Raw genomic sequence first — 18,535 nt, forward strand, 5'->3', positions numbered from 1 at the left:
ATATACGTTATTTTTCAGCACTGGAGGACTGTGCGTTTTGTGTTGTCTGTGGAGCCTGGGGCTTATTCTGCGGCTTGCCGACCAGATTCGGGGTCTTGAGCATGTTGCTTGGCAAAGAGGAGATGACTTCGCTTGCCATCTTGATGGTCTTGATGATATTTGCCGTGTTGTCGAACTGCGCCTTGATATCGTTCTGGACGGCGTTGAACATCTGTGTAAAGCAGAAAAGGTCGTCCTTTGATTCGTTGAATAATTTATATGTGTTGCGCAATGCGACGAGGTTTGCCGTTTCGCGGTCCATGGCTTCCTTGATTTCAGCGCTAAGCGTATCGCGAAGAACTTTCTTTTCTTCGATGATTTCAGGAGCGTTCTCTCTCAGGATGTATGTCGGGAGCGTTCCAAATTCTTCGAACTTGGTGCAAGTAGAATTGGACTGGTTGACGGAACTGCGCAGCCCGCTGGTGCGGACTTGCGGGTCGATAGAAATGGTGCAGTTTGAAGTGCCGTGATAGTTGCAGACGACACGCTTTTCAACTTGGCGGAGTTCGTTGTACGGGTTGAAGTTAATGTCGGTTTCGATGTACTTGAGCGGCGCGTAAAGCGGTACGGATTCACCTGCGATCGTGATGCGGTAGGCGAGGCACTTTTCGCCGTTGAACGGCTTGGTTTCGTAAAGGTTGTTTGAACTGTGGACGAGGTGGTTGACGCGCATAAGCAGGCCGTTTGCGTCATAAGGCGTTTCAAGGAGGCTCGGCGTGTTCTTGTATAACTGCTCTTTGAGAATCTGCTTATAGCTTTCAGAAATGGCGGTGTTCGATGCGCTGCGCCCCCAGATGGATGTCCCGAGGAAGAACGTGTCGATGAGCTTTGTCTCGGCGCGGCCGTTGAGGAAAGCGATGGCCTTGATCATGTTCGAAAGGGCAAGCCACCTGCGGATGGGCACGTAGACGCAGTTCTTTTCGCAGGTCTCTGCGACCTTGCCGATGACGGCGAGCGTGTTCGGGGAAAGTGTCACCTTGCTGAGGGCCTGAATCCATTCGGACTGTTCTTCGGCGCTAATGGCAACTGACGGGGGCACGGTGACGTTGCTGTCGGTGCCGTGGAGCTGGAGTAGCTTGCAGAGCGCATCGGAAGAAATGCTGTCGGGGAGCATGATTGTAAGCGTCACCTGGTCGCTTACTTCGGACCTGCTCAGTGCGGATTCCGGCTTCTGGTCGCCCGAAATGATGATGGAGTTTTTCTCGTGGTCATGGATGACGATCTGGAGGTTATTCTTGCTCTGCTCATCGGTAGGCGAGAAGTTGTCAAAGATAATCAGGTTGAAGTCGTTGATGTTGTCCGGGAGCTGTCTTTGCTTTTTACCGAGCTTTAATATCTTGGCGTCCTTGAATGCGCTTGAAATTCTGCGGATAAAGAGGGAACTTCCACAGCCTGGGCGGCCATAGAGGTAGAACGGTTCCTGAATCAGTGCGGTGAGGAAACCCAGCTGTACATAGTATTCTCGTTCTGGAATGTCCTTGGTGATGATCTGAAGAAGTTCGGCAAAACGCTGACGCAAATTCATACTTTCTCTCCCTAGTTCTTGCTTTTTAAAAATACAATAAAAAACGGGAAAGTTTTCAATTATTTACGAAGAATGTTGTATTAGTTGTTCTTTTATAAGGACAATTTCTGTAGAATTTTGTCTGAAACTTCGGTTTTTTGGATGGCGACGTGGAGTTTTGGGTGGGAAAGGAGCGCCTGGGGTAAACGGCTTGCGTCTTTCTGTGAAATAATGATGTCGTTGCCTTGCGAGATTTCGGCCTGAACGATTTGTGGAAAATGTCTGTCGTGATCGGGACGGATGATGGATCCTGCTATTTGGATATTAGCCGTTGATGCAAATGTGCGGATGTCATCAATGAAGCGGTTGGGGGAACCAAGTCCGCAAACGATTTTCGCCGTGAACTGTTTATAAGTTGTTGAATTTGTTAGAAATTCGATGAAAAAACGGATGTCGGGTGCGTTCCCGTAGCAGGCGATGTGGGTGATATCGCGTTCGTCGTGGTCCTGCTTGAGACTGCGGAACGGACCTCTTGGCAACAGGCTCTTCCAAGATGTTGGCGGTTCTTGCCAGTCGAGGCAAATGCGCTTTGCGCCTGTAAAACGGGTGTCTTCAAAACCGTCATCGCAGAGAATGATGTCGAATTTGTCCTGAATTTCCTTGGCGGTCTTGTAGCGATTCCTGGTGGCGAAAACTTTTATTTGCGGTGATTCGGCGGATTGTGACTGGCCGCTTTCGAATGATCGCTGCAACATGATGAACTCGTCCCAGGCGGCGCTGTGGCAAAGGATTGCGACGCGATTACCTTGTTTATAAAAATACTTTGCAAGCCAGATGGTAAATGGCGTTTTGCCTGCGCCACCTGCTAAATAGCTCCCGACGATGATGACGGGAGTCTGGATAGGCGGCTGTGGCTGCAAAAAGAGCTTGTGGTGCAGCTTGTATGCGATTCGGTAGAATGCGGAAGCTGCAAGGCGTAACGATTTTGCTATGAGAGTCATTGGCAATGCCCTGATGCATGTCATGCCGGATTTATTCCGGCATCGCCTTTTCGTAAGCTAGAACTTAATCGAGGCAATTGCGCTTTTGTTGCAAGTAGAGGTCTGCAAGTACAAGGGCTGCCATGCTTTCCACAATCACGGGAGCGCGGACGGCAACACAAGGATCGTGCCTTCCCTTGGCGGCAAGTTCGCCATTCTCGTAGCCGCGACCGGCTGTCTTTTGTGCCTGCGAAATCGTGGCTGTCGGCTTGAACGCCATGCGGCAATAGATCGGTTCTCCGTTGGAGATGCCGCCAAGGCTACCGCCCGCGTTGTTTGTACGCGTGTGGTAGGTGTTGCCTTCTACGTAAATTTCATCGTTGTGCTCGCTACCGTGCATGCGTGCTGCGGCAAAGCCGCTGCCGATTTCAAAGCCTTTGCATGCCGGGATGGAAAGCATTGCCTGCGCAAGGAGCGCGTCGAGCCTGTCGAATACCGGTTCGCCAAGAGCTGCCGGGACGTTTTTGACGAAGAGCGCGACTGTTCCGCCAATGCTATCGCCTTTGGACTTCGCCTCCAGGATGGCCTGTTCCATCTTGGCGCTGGCGTCTATATCCGGGCAGCGGACGGGGGATGCTTCGATCTGGTCAAGCGTAAGGGAGTTGAGGTCGGGCATGGCGCCATCGACGGTACCGACGGATGAAACCCACGAGAGAAATTCCGTGCCAGCAACGGTCTTGAGGAATGCTTTTGCGACGGCGCCTGCGGCAACTCGACCGATGGTCTCGCGGGCGGAGCTTCTGCCGCCGCCGCGGTAATCGCGGAATCCGTACTTGAGATCGTAGCAGAGGTCTGCGTGGCCCGGTCTGTACCATTTTGCTATGTCGGCATAGTCTTTGCTATGCTGGTCTTCGTTAAAGACGACAAAGGAGATGGGGGTGCCAGTCGTCTTGCCTTCGAAAACGCCGGAAAGGATCTTTACCGTATCTTTTTCGTTACGCGGGGTCGTGAGTTTCCCCTGGCCCGGACGCCTGCGGTTCAGTTCAGCCTGAATCATTTCTTCGGTGATGGCGAGGCCGGCGGGGCATCCGTCGAGGACGGCTCCGACAGCAGGACCATGGGATTCGCCCCATGTAGTGACAGAAAAAATCTTTCCAAATGTGCTTGACATGTGACCAAATATAGATACTGGGCCAAAAAAACTTTTTTTTGTGAAAAATTTTTGCTTACTTGAAAAAAGTTTACTATCTTTTACAATATCTAGAGGAGTTTATTGTGTCCAAATTTGGCATTGTCATTACTTTTTTGATTCTTGTGCTTTCGCTTCACGTGCAAGCGCAGTCTCAGAATAACTTTGCCGGTATTCCGTTTGGATCCTCCCGTGAGACCGTCATTGAAGAAATGATGAAAAAAGGTTACGAACCTTACGGCCAGACAGGCGTTGGCGAACGTGTGGTAATTCCTGTTTACATGTTTGGTGAACTGCCGGTCCAGGTCGATTTTATTTTCAATAAAAATGACAAGTTCTATGCCTTTGAAATCCGTACAGGCCGCGTGGAACGTGCTCGTCTGAGCAAGACTTTTGAAGCTGTAGCTTACATGTCCGACCAGTTTACCATGAAGTATGGCAAGGCGTCGGGTGCTCCGGCGATTAACGAAACCTCAAGCCTTAAGGAAAACGTCCATAATCTTTACCAGGAATGGTTCTCGGTGAAGGCTCTCGACGCCTATACAGCCGTGATACAGAAAGGCAACCGCTATTATGCCGTGGGTTCTGTGACGCACCGCCAGCTTGCTACGGAAACTGAATCTACCAAGCGAGTCCGTGAAAAGGCTCCGGAAGCGGCAGCGTTCTAATAGTTCAAGAAAGATATTGCAATTCGGCCCGAACGGGTCGTTTTTTTATGCGTTCGTTTCGGCGGATGCGGTGGTTCGAAATTTTTTTTTCTCCGACCTATTGACTTTTCTTGAAATAATTATATATTTGTAATCGTTACAAAAATAAGAACAAATTTAAGTAGAATTTTTCATCAAATTCCGCATAGCGGAAAAGGAGTCGATATGAAGGTCTGGGTTTGTAAAGTTTGCGGTTATGTCCACATGGGTCCGGAAGCCCCGGATGAATGCCCGCAGTGCCATGCTCCGAAGAGCAAGTTCTTCGAAAAGGTTGAACAGCCTGCGGCAGGCAAGATCGTCTGGGCTGACGAACACAAGGTCGGTGTTGCTCAGGGACTCGATGCCGAAGTGGTGCAGGGCCTCCGCGAGAACTTTGCAGGTGAGTGTACCGAAGTGGGCATGTACCTCGCGATGAGCCGCCAGGCGGACCGCGAAGGATTCCCGGAAGTGGCAGAAGCTTACAAGCGCATCGCTTTCGAAGAGGCTGAACATGCCGCCAAGTTTGCAGAACTCTTGGGCGAGGTCGTCTATGCCGATACCAAGAAGAACCTGGAACTCCGCGTGGCTGCCGAAGCTGGCGCTACCGAAGGCAAGCTCGCTCTCGCAAAGCGCGCCAAGGAACTCGGCTACGATGCCATCCATGACACTGTTCATGAAATGTGCAAGGACGAAGCCCGTCATGGCTCTGCTTTCCAGGGCTTGCTCGGGCGCTACTTCAAGTAATTTTTGAGGTGTAGGGCGGTTCCGCGCGTATCAAGCGCGTGGGGCCGCTTTTTTGTTGGAATGTTTGAGAAGAGGGTGTGAATATGCAAGAAACAGCAAGCATACTCAAGGATCATGGCATTAGGCCTTCGCTTCAGAGGGTCTGCGTTTATCGTTACCTGCGGAGCGTCAAGACGCATCCGACGGTCGATGAAATTTACTCGGCGCTTTTGCCGGAATACCCGTCGCTTTCACGCACGACGGTCTACAATACTTTGGAACAGCTGCTCGAAAAGGGCCTGGCGATATCGCTCGATTTTGGCGACGGGTTCTTGCGCTACGATGCGGACTGTTCGCCGCACAGCCATTTCAAGTGCAAAAAGTGTGGTAAGGTCTACGACATCTTTGTGGCGCCGCCGGATTGCACACAAATGATTCCCCCGGGATTTACCTTGCAGGGGACTTCGCTTTATATGTTCGGGCTGTGCGACAAGTGCGCGGAATGAATTAGTCTTTTAATTTATCGAGGGCTTCGTTTGGCCCGATGATGAACAGCACGTCGTCCTCTTGCAGGATGACGTCTGCAATGTTACCAATTTTTGGCGTCGGCTCTTGCGGGTCGCGGATGGCGATGACCTGTACGCCATACTTATGCGTAAGCGACAGCGTCTTGAGTGTTTTACCGATAAAGTTTTTAGGACAGACGATTTCGACGATGGAGTATCCTTCCATGAACGGGAGGAAGTCCACCATGTTCGGGCGGTTCAATCGTTCGGCAAGGCTTATGGCGGCGTCGCGTTCCGGGTGGAAAATGTCCGTGACGCCGAGCTTTTCCAAAATGCTCGTGTGTTCGGCGCTGCTCGACTTTGCGATGATGTGCTTGACCCCGAGTTCCTTCAGGTTCAGGATGGTGAGGAGGGATGCTTCCAGGTTGCTACCGATGCAGACGATGACGCTGTCTGCCTTGGTGAGTGACGGGATGGAAGCAAGCTGCTTTTTGCGGGTGCCATCGGCAACGACGGCTTGCGAGACCATGCTTGCGATATCCTGGATTTTTTCGGGATGCGAGTCGATGACCATGATGTCATGGCCCAGCGACGTCAAGTGACGGGCCAGGTAGTTTGCCGAATTTCCAAGACCGATGATAACGAATTGTCTAGAAGCCATGAGATAAATATAGTTATTGAAAATTAGGAAAGCGGAATTCGGAGTTTGGAATTGAAATAATCGCGGCGAAGCCGCCAAATTAAAAATTTCTAATTCCTACTTCCTAATTCCGAATTGCAAACTAGCCCACCATGATGTCTTCTTCGGCATAATAGGCGGTGTCCTGGAGTTTGCCTGCGACTGCCGAGATGAGGAACAAGGGACCCATGCGTCCGATGAACATCACGCCGCAGATGACGATTTTCCCGACGGTGGAAAGCTCTTCGGTGAGTCCCATCGAGAGTCCGCACGTGGCATATGCGCTCACGACTTCGAATAGGATTTTGAGGAACGGCGAACTGTTGGCGGAGTAGGCTGTGCCGGAGGGGATCTCCGTGCAGAGCAGGACCAGGGTGGCGCCCGCAATTACGACCATGGCGACCACGAATATTCGAATGGCCTTGTCTACGGTGTTGTTCGGTATGGTGCGTCCGAGGACCTGGGTCTTTTCCCTGCCGAGGAGCCTGTTTAGGCCAAGAAGCCCAATGACCGCAGCCGTCGTAATCTTGATGCCGCCTCCGCAGCTGCCGGGATTTGCGCCGATGAACATGATGATGATAAAGAAGAATAGCGATGCCTGCGTGAGGTCGGGGATGTTCACGGAATTGAGTCCTGCGGTGCGGCTCGTGAATGCCATGAACAGTACGGATTGCGCGTTTTCGCCAATGGTGTGGCCGCTAAAGAGGTTGTTCCATTCGGTGAAGGAGAAGATGAGAATGCTTGCGAGAATGACGATGATGGTTCCGTACGTCGCAATGCGGGTGTGCAATGAAACTCGGCGGATTTCCTTGTGCTTGAAGTCGAAGATGTAGCGCAGCTCTGCAATGGCCAAGAAACCGAATCCGCCTGCCAGTACGAGAATGCATGTGGTGATGTTCATGACGGGGTTGTACTGGAAACCTTCAAGCGAGTTGGGGAACAGCGTAAAGCCTACACCGCAGAAGGAACTGACGGCCTGGAATGTCGAGCAGAGAATGCGGTCGTACAGTTCCATCGATTCAAATTGCGTGAAGTAGACGATGCCGCCGATGAGTTCAAGGACAAACGTAAACGGGATCACGGCCCGGAGGATGCGGCCTGCATCGATGTTTCCTTCTTGCGTGAATTCGGAGAAGAATACGGACTGGTGGCTAAAACCGGGGTGCATGCCGGCAAGCAAGATAAGCGTTGTAGATGCGGTCATGATGCCAAGCCCGCCAAGCTGCATCAGGACGACGATGAACCAGTGCCCAATGTCTGTGTATGTAGAAGAAATATCGACGACGGAAAGCCCGGTGACGCAGACGGCGGACATGGACGTGAAGAATGCTTCGATGAGGCTTACTGGACGCGCTCCCGCTTGTGGCAGGCTCAAAAGTGCGGTGCCGACTGCAATGAGCAAAAGATAGGCGAGTACCACCAGCATGATGGGATTTGCCTGGGTCTTTGTCTTGAAAATGTTCTCGGAGAGTGAGTCCGCGAGCATCTGGTACTTTGAACGTAGCATAAGAACGAATTTAGTAAAGTTGAGGTGTCGTTTTCTGTAGGAAAAGGAAAAGACCCTGCTTCCGCAGAGTCTTTAATGTAAGGAGGAAAATTGAAAAAACTAGTCCTGGACGCAGCGTACGCTAAAGCGCTTTGTCTTCTGGTCAACCTGGAAGAACTTCTGGTCGTCGCCTTCCTTGACGTAGTCCGGAGACTTTTCCACGATGATGAGGGCACCGTTGCTGCCGCCATTTTCATCGTATTTCTTGTCGCTTGGCTGAGGGTCGCCCGATGTCCAGTGGAATCCCATGTCGCCGATGAAGTCACAGGTGCCGTCCTTGCAGCGTCCGCTGTAGCTCCAGGGGACGGACTCGTCATTGAGGGCTGCCTGGGTCTCTTCCCTGTTCGGAAGTCTCCAGCCGGTGGGGCATGCGCGCTGAGCCGCGTTGAACGTGTAGAGCCTACCGTTTGTGGCGCAGTTTTCGTTCTGTTCGTTGTAGCATTCGCTGTTGGCGACTTCGTAGTTGATATCCTGTGCCATCCAGAGCTTTCCGCCGATCTGCATCAGCTTGTAGGTCTTGTTGTCGCGCTGGTCGGTCATCGTCGTGCCGTTCACTACAGGCGGCTTGTTTTCTGGAAGGTCAATTGAAATGCCGCCCTGCGAAGAGGAGGACTTCGGGGTTGCCTTGGAAGAGGATGAAGGCGGCTCGATGGCGCAATTAGGTGTCCAGATGCAGACCACCGGTTCGGAGATTATGTCGGGGTACGGGATCTTTGAACCGGGAATAGTGACTGTTTCGTGCTTTTCTACGGTATCCTTTCTGCCGATGACGATTGTAGAAGAGGAAATATTCCCTGGCAGGGCGCCAGATGACGACAGATCGGTCGCGATAGAAGACGATGAATTTTCGGCAATGGGAGAATCCCCCGGACCTGTTATATCGTCGGAGCAGCCGAAAAAGAGGGCTGTTAACCCTAAGAAACTAAGAGAAAGTAGACTTTTCTTCATGATATACCAAATATAGTTTACAAAAAGGTATTGATGTAGCAAAAACTTTTTTACTATCTTTGGGATCACTATGAGCAATGTTGAAATTTTCGACACCACCTTCGCCATGACGATCCTCGTGATCATGGCTCTCTGCATTCCTACAGTCCTTCTTCTTGCCAACTGGTTCTTGCACCCGGGCAAGATCAAGCAAACCATTATCAAGGGTTCTGCCTACGAATGCGGTCTCGCTCACGTTTCCGGTACGGCAAATGAACGCTACCCGGTGAAGTACTACATGGTGGCCATGCTTTTCCTGGTGTTTGACCTCGAAGTCGCCTTTATCTATCCCTGGACCATCCAGTTCCTCGCTGGCGGCTGGGAATTGCTGTTCATCCTCCTCGGATTCCTCCTGATTCTTGAAGCCGGTTATATCTACCTCCTCAAGAAGGGTGTCCTGGACTGGAACAGCGTTAAGGACTAATCCTTAAACCGTTGATTATTCTATCTCAAAATGGCGGATGCAGACCTTGGGTTTGCGTCCGCTTTTTATTTCTCGTCACCTAGATCATAGTCATTGCTTACTAGAACTGTGACTGGATCCTGCTCCTACGAACCTAATTCAACTAAGGCTCTAAAGAGCCAAGTTTCATATATCGGCTTTGCCTCAGGATGACGTTCCTAATTACTAGAATGCGTCGCGGACGTACATCGTCATGCCGACGTTCTTGAAGTCAACCCATGAAAGTTCGCAGCGGGCGTACAGGTTCTCTTTCTTGTTGAGGGCGAACCGCCCTCCGAAGCCTATGCTCCTGTGCCATTTGTTGCGCATGAGGTCGCTAAAGTAGTCCCCGGTCTTTCCGCCTTCAAAGAAGATGTCACCGGCCAGTCGCCAGAACAGCTTCTTGCGGAATTCGACTTGCAGGAACATCGCCTGGTTTCCGTAGAAGTAGTTCTTTTCGACGCCACGGAAGCGCTTGAGGCCGTCCGACCCGGCCAGCTTGTCGAAGGGGGCGTCTCCGTCCACGCGCTGCCAGAGGAGACCGACGGCCATGGATGTGTTCCATATGAATTCGGAGTAACCGCGGATGTCGAGTTCCTGGTGGGTGTAGCTGAAATCGCCCATTCCCTTGTTGTAAAAGTAATGTCCCCACTGGACCAGGTACCCATGTCGGGCCCAGTTGGTGTTGTCACGGGTGTCGATCGACAAGTGGTAGCCGATGCCGTTTCGCCAACCGTTGGTGTTTTCGGGGAGCTTTATATCTCCGTGGTAGTGGTAGTTGCTGAAATCTACGTATGTATGGTTCAGTTCCAGGAACAGCCCGTACCGGAGGTCGGGGAGCCACCGCTTTGTTCCATAGTTTGTTTCAACAAGCGTCTGGACGTAGAATGTCTGGCGGTCAAACTTGCGGAAGTTGTCAATGTCAGGGTCGTTGCGATTTCCAAAATAGTTGCCGACCCAGTCCTCGTAGTGGATATCGATGTCGCCCGAAATCTGGTCGTCCAGAAGGTAGAACTTGGGCGAAATGGAACCTGTAACCTGCTTGCGTGAGGTGCCGTAAAAAGAAAGGTCTAGTTCGGATGCGTTTCCGCCTTCGAACGAAGGCTTGAAAAAGATGATGGCCATTGCGCCAAATTGATACTGGGTTTCCTCGGTATAGCCAAGCACCGGGACGGCTGAAAAACGCTGAAAGTAGTTTGCTGAATCCGTTACGGCGTTGGGCGCAGAACTGTCCGCTGGAGCTGTTTGGGCATTTTCCGCCGCTGCAAAAGCGGGGAGGGCAAAGGCTGTTAAAGTCAGTAGCTTTTGGATCAAGAAACGCATTTTGCCCAAATTTAGATAAATAAACGATTTTTCTATTTTTCAATGGGAAAAAGTAATTATAGAAGGGTTTGATTATGCCCATTTTGTCTGTTCAGAATATTTTGTTGCGTTTTGGCGGTCCGCCGCTTTTGGACAATGTCTCGTTCGATATCGAGGCGGGCGACCGCATTTGCCTTGTGGGCCGCAATGGCGAGGGCAAGAGTACGCTTTTGAAGGTTTTGACCGGCGAGATGGAAGCGAATTCCGGCGAAATCGTAAAGAAGACGGGGCTTAAAGTCTCCCGCATGATCCAGGAAATCCCGGCGCATCTCGATGGGACCGTGCGTGACATTGTGATGGGCCGCGTGTCCGTGGTGAGCGGCGGTTCCGTGATTTCCAAGAAGATTCTGGACGATGGCGCGCACAATGCGACGGCCGAGGCGATTCTCGGGAAGACGGGCATTGATGCGGATGCGCCTTACGACAGCTTGAGCGGAGGCCAGAAGCGCCGAGTGCTTTTTGCACGTGCCGTAGCCGAGGACCCGGACCTGCTTTTGCTCGACGAACCGACGAACCATTTGGACATTCCCGCCATCCAGTGGCTGGAAGGGATCGTGACGCGCTTGAATTGCGCGGTGATGTTCGTGAGCCATGACCGTGCATTTGTCCGCCGTGTTGCGACCCGCATTTTCGAGCTTGACCGTGGCCGTGTGCGCAGTTGGGATTTCCCGTACGACAAGTTCGTGCAGTTCAGGGACCAGGCGCTTGCCGAAGAAGAAAAGGCGAATGCGCTTTTCGATAAGAAATTGGCTGAAGAAGAAGTCTGGATCCGCAAGGGCATCCAGGCCCGCCGTACGCGCAACGAAGGGCGAGTCCGCGCCCTCATCAAGATGCGCGAAGAACGCGCGGCCCGCCGCTCTCGTACGGGCAATGTGAACATGCAGATTACGGAAGCCGACCGTTCCGGGCGCCTCGTTGCGCGTCTCAAGAACGTGAGCTATTCCTATGACGGAAGCCCGCTCATTAGCGATCTCTCGACCGAAATCAGCCGTGGCGACCGCATTGGCATTGTGGGGCCGAATGGCTCTGGCAAGACGACGCTTTTGCGCTTGATTCTTGGCGAACTTCAGCCGGAATCGGGTGAAGTGCGCCTGGGCAGTAATCTCCATATTGCGTATTTCGACCAGATGCGCACCCGCCTGCGCGAAGACAAGTCGCTCATCGAGAACATTGGTGACGGACAAGCTTACATTACCTTGAACGGTGTCAAGCGCCACGTGTTAAGTTATTTGCAGGACTTCCTGTTTTCTGCCGATCGCGCCCGAGGCCCGATCAGTGCGCTTAGTGGCGGTGAACGCAACCGACTCTTGCTCGCGTGCCTCTTTAGCCACCCGAGCAACGTGCTTGTGCTTGACGAACCGACGAACGACTTGGATATGGAAACCCTCGACCTTCTGGCGGAACTTTTGGCCGATTATAACGGCACCGTCCTGACGGTCAGTCATGACCGTGCCTTCTTGGATTCCGTGGCGACCGGCATCCTCGCCATCGAAGATGGCGGGCACGTCTTTGAAGCGGTCGGCGGTTACTCCGATTACGAGGCGAACAAGAAGCTCCGCGACAAGGAAGCCGCCCAGGCCGCCCGCCTGGCCGCCGAACGCGAAGCCGAAAAGCAGGCCCGCTTAAGTGCTGGCGCCGGCGCCGCTTCTGCGTCCCCCGCGCCTTTGAAAAAGAAAAAGCGCAGCTACAATGAGGAGCGCGAATACGCCGCCCTCCCCGAAAAAATCGAAAAGCTCGAAAAGGAAATTGCCGACTACCAGCTGGAACTTTCCAAGCCCGAGGTCTACACGAACGCGACCCTCATCGTGGAACTCCAGAAAAAGATTGCCGATGACGAAGCTTTGCTCGAACAGGCCTACGAGCGCTTTGAAGCACTTGACAATTTGGGATAATTTTTTTTGCTCCCCTAGTGACAAACCTCATGGGATAATATAGATTTATCCTGATGGGTCATGGTGTTAACTTGAGAGGAGTTTGAAAAATGAAATCGCTATCTTTGTCAATGGTGATGGCGTTGGCAGGCATGACGATGGGTTATGCTGGTCCGACGGTTTGGAGTTATGATAAGCCGAAAGGCAATGATATGCAGCCGGCATATTGGTATAGCTATGCGCAACCACAGCCGAATGCATCGGGCGTACGTGATATTACTGCTGAAGGATACATGCAGTTTTCTGCGACGCTGGACCTCAATTCTGAAGAATACAGTACAGCAGGTTTCGGATTTACCTGGAAGCAGGCCAATAGCGAAGATGTTCCGGTAGATCTTTCGGCATATTCTGGTTTTTGTTTTACTTACAAGGCTGATCGTCCGTTCCGTCTGGATTTGAAGCAGTCTACGATTACGGACTACAACTACTACGGCGTCGTCCTTCCGGCTTCGACAGATTTTTCGGCGAAATACCTTACCTTCCAGGAATTCGCCCAGGAAGAAGGCTGGGGCCAGAAGGTTAATCTGGATTTGACAAAGCAGTTGGCCATCCAGATTAGCTACAAGGCCGGCATTGCACAGCAGATTGATGCTAGTGACGCAAACAGGAACAAGAACGTCATTACCATTTCTGCATTCTCTTTCGGTGAATGCGAATCGACGGTTCAACCGGGCTTTAGGGTTCTTGAACCTTATGACAAGACCCAGTCAATAACGGTCAACGACACGGATTCCTTGAAGATCGACCTTTCGAAGGTCTTTGCCGCAGATGAAGGTGCCGAGATTACGATTGCGACCTCCTTGCCGGCAAATTTGTTGACTTTGGTAAAGCCCACGGGTGCGCCAATCTTGAAAGACGAACTTGTTTATGTTCCGAGAAATGTCGATAAGGACACGACCTTCCTGCTTTCTGTTTATGCCTTGATGGGCGGGGAATCCATAAAGGCTCTGTTCAATGTCACGATCAAGGATGTCGGGGAAGGTCCGATTTGCCCGGGTGACCCGGATTGTCCGGATGATCCTCCTTCAGAAAACCATCCGCCTAAAGTTCTTGAACCTTACGATGTCGCCCAGACGATAAAGATCGACGAGGTGGATACGCTCAAGCTTCCGCTTTCCAAGATGTTTGCTGACGAAGATAATGATAAGCTCACATTTGTTGTTGACATGTCGGCTCCGTTGGTCAAGGTCTTGACTCCGCTTGACAAGGCTACTTTGAATGATACGCTTAAGATTGTTCCTACAGGCGTTAAGAAGGATACTACGATACTCATTGCTGTTTATGCGGCGGATAAGGAAGCTTCTGTCTACAGTAGGATATTTATTGAAATCAAGGATATGAACAGGGCGCCTGTAGTTGTCGATACCTCGTACACCGTCAATGAAGATGAATCCCTTATTGTTCCGTTCCTTCGCGGTCTTAAGGTCATGTGCTCGGATCCGGATGGGGATGACTTTGTCGTCATTCCGATTGACTCAACCAAGCATGGTTCATTGATTGGCTTTGACCAGATGGGTGCGTTTACCTATACGCCGGAAAAGGACTTCTACGGTGACGATACGCTTACCTATGTGCTTGTGGAACTGGACAATCACGATATGATTAGTAACAAGGGAACTGTCGTTATCCACGTAAAACCGGTCAATGACGCTCCTACAGTTACAGTGCTCGATAGCGCGTTCATCAAGGATACGCTGGTTATTGATGCGGACTTCGATGAAGATACCACATCGCAAATCAAGATCCCGACAAAGTCTTTGACCTTTAGCGATATCGAAGTGAGCGACGGTTCGCAGAAGTTTACCTATAAAGCTGCCGGTACAAAGATTGTCGCAGATGTTGATAGTTCAAATGCAAATTACCACTATATTTCTCTAAAGCCGGTGACGGGTGCGAATGGCATTGCTACGGTCTTCTTCTATGCGACGGATGGCTTTGACTCTGTGGGTGTCAACCTTTATGTCAAGCTTGTTGCGCCGAAGGACGTTGCCCATGCGGAAAAGGACGAGTACACTACATTTAACGATAGCGCTCTTACGGTAGATGCAAAGAAGGGCGTACTTGCCAACGATACTTATCCTGAAGGTGTAACGAAGGGCATGGAAGCCGAAGTTGCCCAGTTGCCTGCTCACGGAACGCTTACCCTCAATAAGGATGGCAGTTTCAAGTATGTTCCGGAAGAAGGCTTTGAAGGTGTTGATTACTTTGGTTACTATGATGTGATCAACGGTACGAAGTCTAAGCCAGCCATTGTGACTATCGTGGTCGAAAAGCGTAATATGCTCCCGACCGTCGTCGTAAAGCCGGCAACGCTCGATACTACCGTCACGGAAGACTTCCCGACTTCGAAGGCCTTGAAGTACATGAAGGATGTCGTTGCTTCCTGGTTCAAGGATCCGGAAGGCGACCCGCTGACCTATTCTGCAAAGAGCAAGGATGGCAAGCTTAAGGTTGAAATTACGGACAAGGGGATTCTTGAAATCAATTCTGTCCAGGATTCCTCGGGCAAGGCTTATGTGGTTGTAACTGCAACGGACAAGAAGTCTGGCTCCAAGAGCTTTGAGTTCTGCGTGAACATCACACCTGTGAACGACAAGCCTGTTGTTGTGCATGGTGATACGGCCTATGTCGCGAATAGTGGCTGGACGGTCAAGTGGAATCTTGATTCGCTTGTCTATGATCCTGATGGTGACAAGCTGACTTATACACCGAATGAAACAAGCGTCTTGACGAAGTACCTGACTATTTCGATGAATGGTTCTGTGCTTACGGTTAAGGCAAACGATGGGGTCAAGCTTAAGGACGATCAAAAGTTTGGTATCGGCGTGAAGGTTTCTGACCCGAGCAAGCAGAATGTGACCGTTCCTTTGTATATCATCGTCGGCAAGCCGCCTATTGGACTTAAGCCGCAGCTTGCACAGCCGAAGGCGAGCTGGCAGAATGCTGTGATGGCAAAGCGTGGCGCCGTTAAGATGATCGATATGCAGGGCCGCGTGGTCTGGAATGCAAAGCTCCCGGTGAACCCGGCTGAGGTGATGAACGCTTCTGCCAAGGTGCAGGGCCGCAAGATCCTCCGCGTCAACAACCAGACATGGACGATTCGTTAATTCGGAATTCTGAATTAGGAAGTAGGAATTAAAAGAAAGTCTCCGCAATCGCGGAGACTTTCTTTGTTACAATTTAAAATTAAGAGTTTCTTATTCGGAATTCAATTCCGAAATCCGAACTCCTAATTCCTAACTATTTCACCAATGCTTCAGTGTCGAGAGCGATGAGCAGTTCTTCGTTTGTTGCAACGACGATTGCTTTCGGTGTGCCATCCTTCGTGATGAGGTGGTTGGATTCCTTGCCGCTCTTGAGGTTGCGTTCTTCGTCGACTTGATAGCCGAGGAGCTTCAGGTTGTCGAGAGCCTGCTTGCGGACGTAGAAGCTGTTTTCGCCGATGCCGCCCGTGAAGACGATAGCGTCAATGCGCGGGAGAGCCATGGCGAGGCCGCCGATTTCGCGGGTGAGGCGGTAGCAGAAGACGTCGAGCGCGATTTGGGCCTGCTTGTTGCCTTCGCTTGCAGCCTGCGTAAGTGTACGCATATCGTTAGAAAGACCGGAGAGGCCGAGCAAGCCAGATTCCTTGTTCACGAGGTGATCGAGCTGGTCGATAGTGCCGTATTCCTTGCCGTACTTCTTTGCGATGTAGAAAAGGATGGCCGGGTCGAGGCTTCCAGAGCGGGTGCCCATGATGAGGCCTTCGAGCGGTGTGAAGCCCATCGTGGTATCGACGCACTGGCCGTTCAAGATGGCGGAGCAGCTGGAGCCGTTGCCGAGGTGGGCCGTGATGAGGCAGGTTTCTTCGGGCTTGGTGCCGAGAACCTTGCAGGCTTCGGCGGTCACGAAGCGGTGGCTTGTGCCGTGTGCACCGTAACGGCGGATGCGGTCGTTTTCATAGAACTTGTACGGAATGCCATAGAGGAATGCCTTCTGCGGCATGGTCTGGTGGAAAGCCGTATCGAACACGGCGACCTGCGGGAGACCCGGGAAGAACTTAGTGGCGCATTCCATGCCGGTAGCGTGGGCCGGTTCGTGGAGCGGGGCAAAAAGCGTGATGCTGCGGATGTAGTCGATGACTTCCTGCGAGACCTTTTCGCTCTTGATGTACTTGCCGCCATGCACGACGCGGTGACCGATGGCTTCGATCGTATCCGTGAGCTTCTGTGCATCAAGGAACTTCTTGACCTGGTCCACAGCTTCGGCATGCGTGGGGCAGTCGAAGTTGAAGTCAATCTTGCCTTCAGGACCCTTGGCCTTCGTGTGGCCGTTCACGCCGATATTTTCGACGAGGCCGCTTGCGATGGATTCCTTGGTTTTTGTATCGATGACAGCGAATTTCACGGAGGAGCTGCCACAGTTTAAAACGAGTACGCGCATAGTTATAACCGGTGGTTAGAGATTAATGTTTAGCGGTTGGGGCTTAGGTTGTTTAAATTTTTACCCTTCACAGCATTTTTCACCGATGAAGTGTAGAACAAACCAGATGACCGTCACCTCTTTTTGTAAATAATAGGATTTTATTAACTACATTTAAATGGATGTTTAGGAAAATTATAGAATTTGATAACCGGGTGTCGGCTTATTGGACAAACCGCCACTTTTCGGAAAAGACGAACCGCTGGCTTCGTCTTTATGTGCGCCTGGGAGATGGTTACATTTGGGCACTTTTCATTGTGTTTCTTATTTGGAAAGTAGGGTGGGATAGTTTTCTCCCGATCCTTTGGCAGGCGTTAGTGTCGCTTGCGTTGAGCCTCTTGATTTACTGGGTGGTGAAGCTGAAAGTCAAGCGTTCGCGCCCGTTTGATGCCATTCCGCATATTACCGCCGAAGTGCCGCCGCTGGACAAGTATAGTTTCCCGTCTGGGCATACGATGAACAATCTGGCCGTTGCAAGTACGGTGTTCTATTGTGTACCTCAGTATGGCTGGTTCATGATTCTCTTGCCATTTACATGGGGCCTTTTGCGTGTGTACTTTGGCGTTCACTGGATCTCGGATATTCTGGGCGGGTTCTTGCTTGGAATCTTGAGCTTTGCTCTTGGACATGCTATCTGGGTTCCGCTGTCTGCTGCAATCGGCGCCTGACCAACGACCAATGACTAACGACTTCGTACAGCTTTCTGACTTTTTTGCCCAGGCTGACTGGAACTCTAAAATTTATTTGCTCTTGCGCCATGCCGAACGCAACCACATCACGCCCGGCGACAAGGACTTTGGTGCGCATGTGGGGCTTACGGATCGTGGGCGCCGTCAGGCGGTAGCGCTTGGAAAAATGATTCCGGCATTTGGCGATGCCGTGTACTTTTCGAGTCCGGTCGGACGCTGCATGGAAACCGCGAAGTGCATTAGCGAAGGCCGCAAACTCGCTGGCTTTGGAAACTTCTCGATTCCAGGAGTTGCATCGGGTGCTGCTGCGGACAGTGTAAATGTCACGCCGCTTGTTGAACTGGGCGATTTCTTTGTCCGTGATGTGCCTGCTTATGAGCAGACTTTGCGAGAGGGCTTTTACGAAGGAATCTGCAAGTGGCTGGAATCGGGTGAGCATGGCGCGTTCTGGCCGCTTCATGAACGTGCCGAGCAGATGCGCGAGATGATGTTTGAAAAGGCTCAGTCGCGATTCAATGTCTTTGTGACGCATGATGCCTGGGTTGTACCATGTCTTTCGCATTTTTGCGGATTGAAGTTCGAACCGAAATGCTGGATGAACTTTTTGACGGGGCTTGCTTTTGAAGTTCCCGAAAACGGCAATGTGAAAGTCACGCCGATTACCGCCATGGAAACGGGCTGGCTGCTATTTAGTTGAAAGAACGTACCTGCGGTCCTACAGACGAAAGAAGAAAGAAATATCTTATTAAATAATCTCTAGTCTCTAGTCTGAGAGCGAAGCGTTCTTTCGTCTATTTTTATACATTAACGG

At 51.4% G+C, this 18,535-nt stretch carries 16 protein-coding genes; 8 read left to right on the forward strand and 8 right to left on the reverse strand.

Annotated elements, in window-relative coordinates; translation table 11 throughout:
- Positions 1-7 precede the first annotated feature (7 nt).
- From ACJMM9_RS10725 to aroC, 3 genes are all read right to left on the reverse strand, one after another.
- On the reverse strand, positions 8-1,564 hold the full coding sequence (locus ACJMM9_RS10725; RefSeq protein ID WP_405326645.1) for a hypothetical protein: 1,557 nt from the start codon (positions 1,562-1,564) through the stop codon (positions 8-10).
- 92 nt (positions 1,565-1,656) lie between these two features.
- A complete protein-coding gene (locus tag ACJMM9_RS10730) occupies positions 1,657-2,544 on the reverse strand; it encodes a tetraacyldisaccharide 4'-kinase (protein WP_405326648.1) in 888 nt (295 codons plus the stop codon).
- A 64-nt stretch (positions 2,545-2,608) separates the two neighbouring features.
- Positions 2,609-3,694 carry a chorismate synthase gene (aroC, locus tag ACJMM9_RS10735; protein WP_405326651.1) on the reverse strand — a complete coding sequence of 362 codons (1,086 nt, stop codon included), beginning with the start codon at positions 3,692-3,694 and terminating at the stop codon, positions 2,609-2,611.
- A gap of 104 nt (positions 3,695-3,798) precedes the next feature.
- Here aroC and ACJMM9_RS10740 point away from each other — a divergent pair, with 104 nt between their 5' ends.
- From ACJMM9_RS10740 to ACJMM9_RS10750, 3 genes are all read left to right on the forward strand, one after another.
- A complete protein-coding gene (locus ACJMM9_RS10740) occupies positions 3,799-4,380 on the forward strand; it encodes a hypothetical protein (protein ID WP_088641537.1) in 582 nt (193 codons plus the stop codon).
- 204 nt (positions 4,381-4,584) lie between these two features.
- A complete protein-coding gene (locus tag ACJMM9_RS10745; RefSeq protein WP_088641536.1) occupies positions 4,585-5,142 on the forward strand; it encodes an NADH peroxidase in 558 nt (185 codons plus the stop codon).
- Between the two features lie 83 nt (positions 5,143-5,225).
- Positions 5,226-5,627, forward strand: coding sequence for a Fur family transcriptional regulator (locus tag ACJMM9_RS10750; RefSeq protein ID WP_405326703.1), 402 nt, complete (start codon positions 5,226-5,228; stop codon positions 5,625-5,627).
- A 1-nt stretch (position 5,628) separates the two neighbouring features.
- Here the strand turns inward: ACJMM9_RS10750 and ACJMM9_RS10755 are convergent, their stop codons facing one another.
- The 3 genes from ACJMM9_RS10755 to ACJMM9_RS10765 all read right to left on the reverse strand — a co-directional run bounded on the left by ACJMM9_RS10755 (position 5,629) and on the right by ACJMM9_RS10765 (position 8,800).
- On the reverse strand, positions 5,629-6,288 hold the full coding sequence (locus ACJMM9_RS10755) for a TrkA family potassium uptake protein (protein ID WP_088641534.1): 660 nt from the start codon (positions 6,286-6,288) through the stop codon (positions 5,629-5,631).
- Positions 6,289-6,409: 121 nt separating this feature from the next.
- The gene (locus ACJMM9_RS10760) at positions 6,410-7,813 is read right to left on the reverse strand and encodes a TrkH family potassium uptake protein (RefSeq protein ID WP_405326656.1); all 1,404 of its coding nucleotides are present in this window, start codon (positions 7,811-7,813) and stop codon (positions 6,410-6,412) included.
- A 99-nt stretch (positions 7,814-7,912) separates the two neighbouring features.
- The gene (locus ACJMM9_RS10765) at positions 7,913-8,800 is read right to left on the reverse strand and encodes an FISUMP domain-containing protein (RefSeq protein WP_405326658.1); all 888 of its coding nucleotides are present in this window, start codon (positions 8,798-8,800) and stop codon (positions 7,913-7,915) included.
- A gap of 70 nt (positions 8,801-8,870) precedes the next feature.
- On the opposite strand from ACJMM9_RS10765, the gene ACJMM9_RS10770 reads away from it, so the two are divergent.
- Positions 8,871-9,263 carry an NADH-quinone oxidoreductase subunit A gene (locus ACJMM9_RS10770; RefSeq protein ID WP_088641532.1) on the forward strand — a complete coding sequence of 131 codons (393 nt, stop codon included), beginning with the start codon at positions 8,871-8,873 and terminating at the stop codon, positions 9,261-9,263.
- Positions 9,264-9,467: 204 nt separating this feature from the next.
- On the opposite strand, the gene ACJMM9_RS10775 is transcribed toward ACJMM9_RS10770, so the two are convergent.
- Positions 9,468-10,604 carry a hypothetical protein gene (locus ACJMM9_RS10775; RefSeq protein WP_173353478.1) on the reverse strand — a complete coding sequence of 379 codons (1,137 nt, stop codon included), beginning with the start codon at positions 10,602-10,604 and terminating at the stop codon, positions 9,468-9,470.
- A gap of 74 nt (positions 10,605-10,678) precedes the next feature.
- Between ACJMM9_RS10775 and ACJMM9_RS10780 the strand changes: the two genes are divergently transcribed.
- Both ACJMM9_RS10780 and ACJMM9_RS10785 read left to right on the forward strand, forming a co-directional pair.
- Entirely contained in the window at positions 10,679-12,535 is a 1,857-nt protein-coding gene (locus ACJMM9_RS10780; protein ID WP_405326663.1) for an ATP-binding cassette domain-containing protein, read from the forward strand.
- Positions 12,536-12,624: 89 nt separating this feature from the next.
- The gene (locus ACJMM9_RS10785) at positions 12,625-15,681 is read left to right on the forward strand and encodes an Ig-like domain-containing protein (protein ID WP_405326666.1); all 3,057 of its coding nucleotides are present in this window, start codon (positions 12,625-12,627) and stop codon (positions 15,679-15,681) included.
- Between the two features lie 133 nt (positions 15,682-15,814).
- Here the strand turns inward: ACJMM9_RS10785 and ACJMM9_RS10790 are convergent, their stop codons facing one another.
- Positions 15,815-16,996: an acetate/propionate family kinase gene (locus ACJMM9_RS10790; RefSeq protein WP_405326669.1), complete on the reverse strand. Its 1,182-nt coding sequence runs from the start codon at positions 16,994-16,996 to the stop codon at positions 15,815-15,817.
- A 194-nt stretch (positions 16,997-17,190) separates the two neighbouring features.
- Here ACJMM9_RS10790 and ACJMM9_RS10795 point away from each other — a divergent pair, with 194 nt between their 5' ends.
- Both ACJMM9_RS10795 and ACJMM9_RS10800 read left to right on the forward strand, forming a co-directional pair.
- Positions 17,191-17,703, forward strand: coding sequence for a phosphatase PAP2 family protein (locus ACJMM9_RS10795; protein WP_405326672.1), 513 nt, complete (start codon positions 17,191-17,193; stop codon positions 17,701-17,703).
- Positions 17,704-17,713: 10 nt separating this feature from the next.
- Positions 17,714-18,421 carry a histidine phosphatase family protein gene (locus ACJMM9_RS10800; protein ID WP_405326674.1) on the forward strand — a complete coding sequence of 236 codons (708 nt, stop codon included), beginning with the start codon at positions 17,714-17,716 and terminating at the stop codon, positions 18,419-18,421.
- Positions 18,422-18,535 lie beyond the last annotated feature (114 nt).

It is taken from the genome of Fibrobacter sp., from assembly GCF_045112255.1.
In the GTDB taxonomy this organism is placed as follows: Bacteria; Fibrobacterota; Fibrobacteria; order Fibrobacterales; family Fibrobacteraceae; genus Fibrobacter.

Coding starts and splice junctions, on each gene's coding strand:
- ACJMM9_RS10725 (WP_405326645.1), bottom strand. CDS start 1,564: ATGAATTTGCGTCAGCGTTTTGCCGAACTTCTTCAGATCATCACCAAG.
- ACJMM9_RS10730 (WP_405326648.1), bottom strand. CDS start 2,544: ATGACTCTCATAGCAAAATCGTTACGCCTTGCAGCTTCCGCATTCTAC.
- aroC (WP_405326651.1), bottom strand. CDS start 3,694: ATGTCAAGCACATTTGGAAAGATTTTTTCTGTCACTACATGGGGCGAA.
- ACJMM9_RS10745 (WP_088641536.1), top strand. CDS start 4,585: ATGAAGGTCTGGGTTTGTAAAGTTTGCGGTTATGTCCACATGGGTCCG.
- ACJMM9_RS10750 (WP_405326703.1), top strand. CDS start 5,226: ATGCAAGAAACAGCAAGCATACTCAAGGATCATGGCATTAGGCCTTCG.
- ACJMM9_RS10755 (WP_088641534.1), bottom strand. CDS start 6,288: ATGGCTTCTAGACAATTCGTTATCATCGGTCTTGGAAATTCGGCAAAC.
- ACJMM9_RS10760 (WP_405326656.1), bottom strand. CDS start 7,813: ATGCTACGTTCAAAGTACCAGATGCTCGCGGACTCACTCTCCGAGAAC.
- ACJMM9_RS10765 (WP_405326658.1), bottom strand. CDS start 8,800: ATGAAGAAAAGTCTACTTTCTCTTAGTTTCTTAGGGTTAACAGCCCTC.
- ACJMM9_RS10770 (WP_088641532.1), top strand. CDS start 8,871: ATGAGCAATGTTGAAATTTTCGACACCACCTTCGCCATGACGATCCTC.
- ACJMM9_RS10775 (WP_173353478.1), bottom strand. CDS start 10,604: ATGCGTTTCTTGATCCAAAAGCTACTGACTTTAACAGCCTTTGCCCTC.
- ACJMM9_RS10780 (WP_405326663.1), top strand. CDS start 10,679: ATGCCCATTTTGTCTGTTCAGAATATTTTGTTGCGTTTTGGCGGTCCG.
- ACJMM9_RS10785 (WP_405326666.1), top strand. CDS start 12,625: ATGAAATCGCTATCTTTGTCAATGGTGATGGCGTTGGCAGGCATGACG.
- ACJMM9_RS10790 (WP_405326669.1), bottom strand. CDS start 16,996: ATGCGCGTACTCGTTTTAAACTGTGGCAGCTCCTCCGTGAAATTCGCT.
- ACJMM9_RS10800 (WP_405326674.1), top strand. CDS start 17,714: ATGACTAACGACTTCGTACAGCTTTCTGACTTTTTTGCCCAGGCTGAC.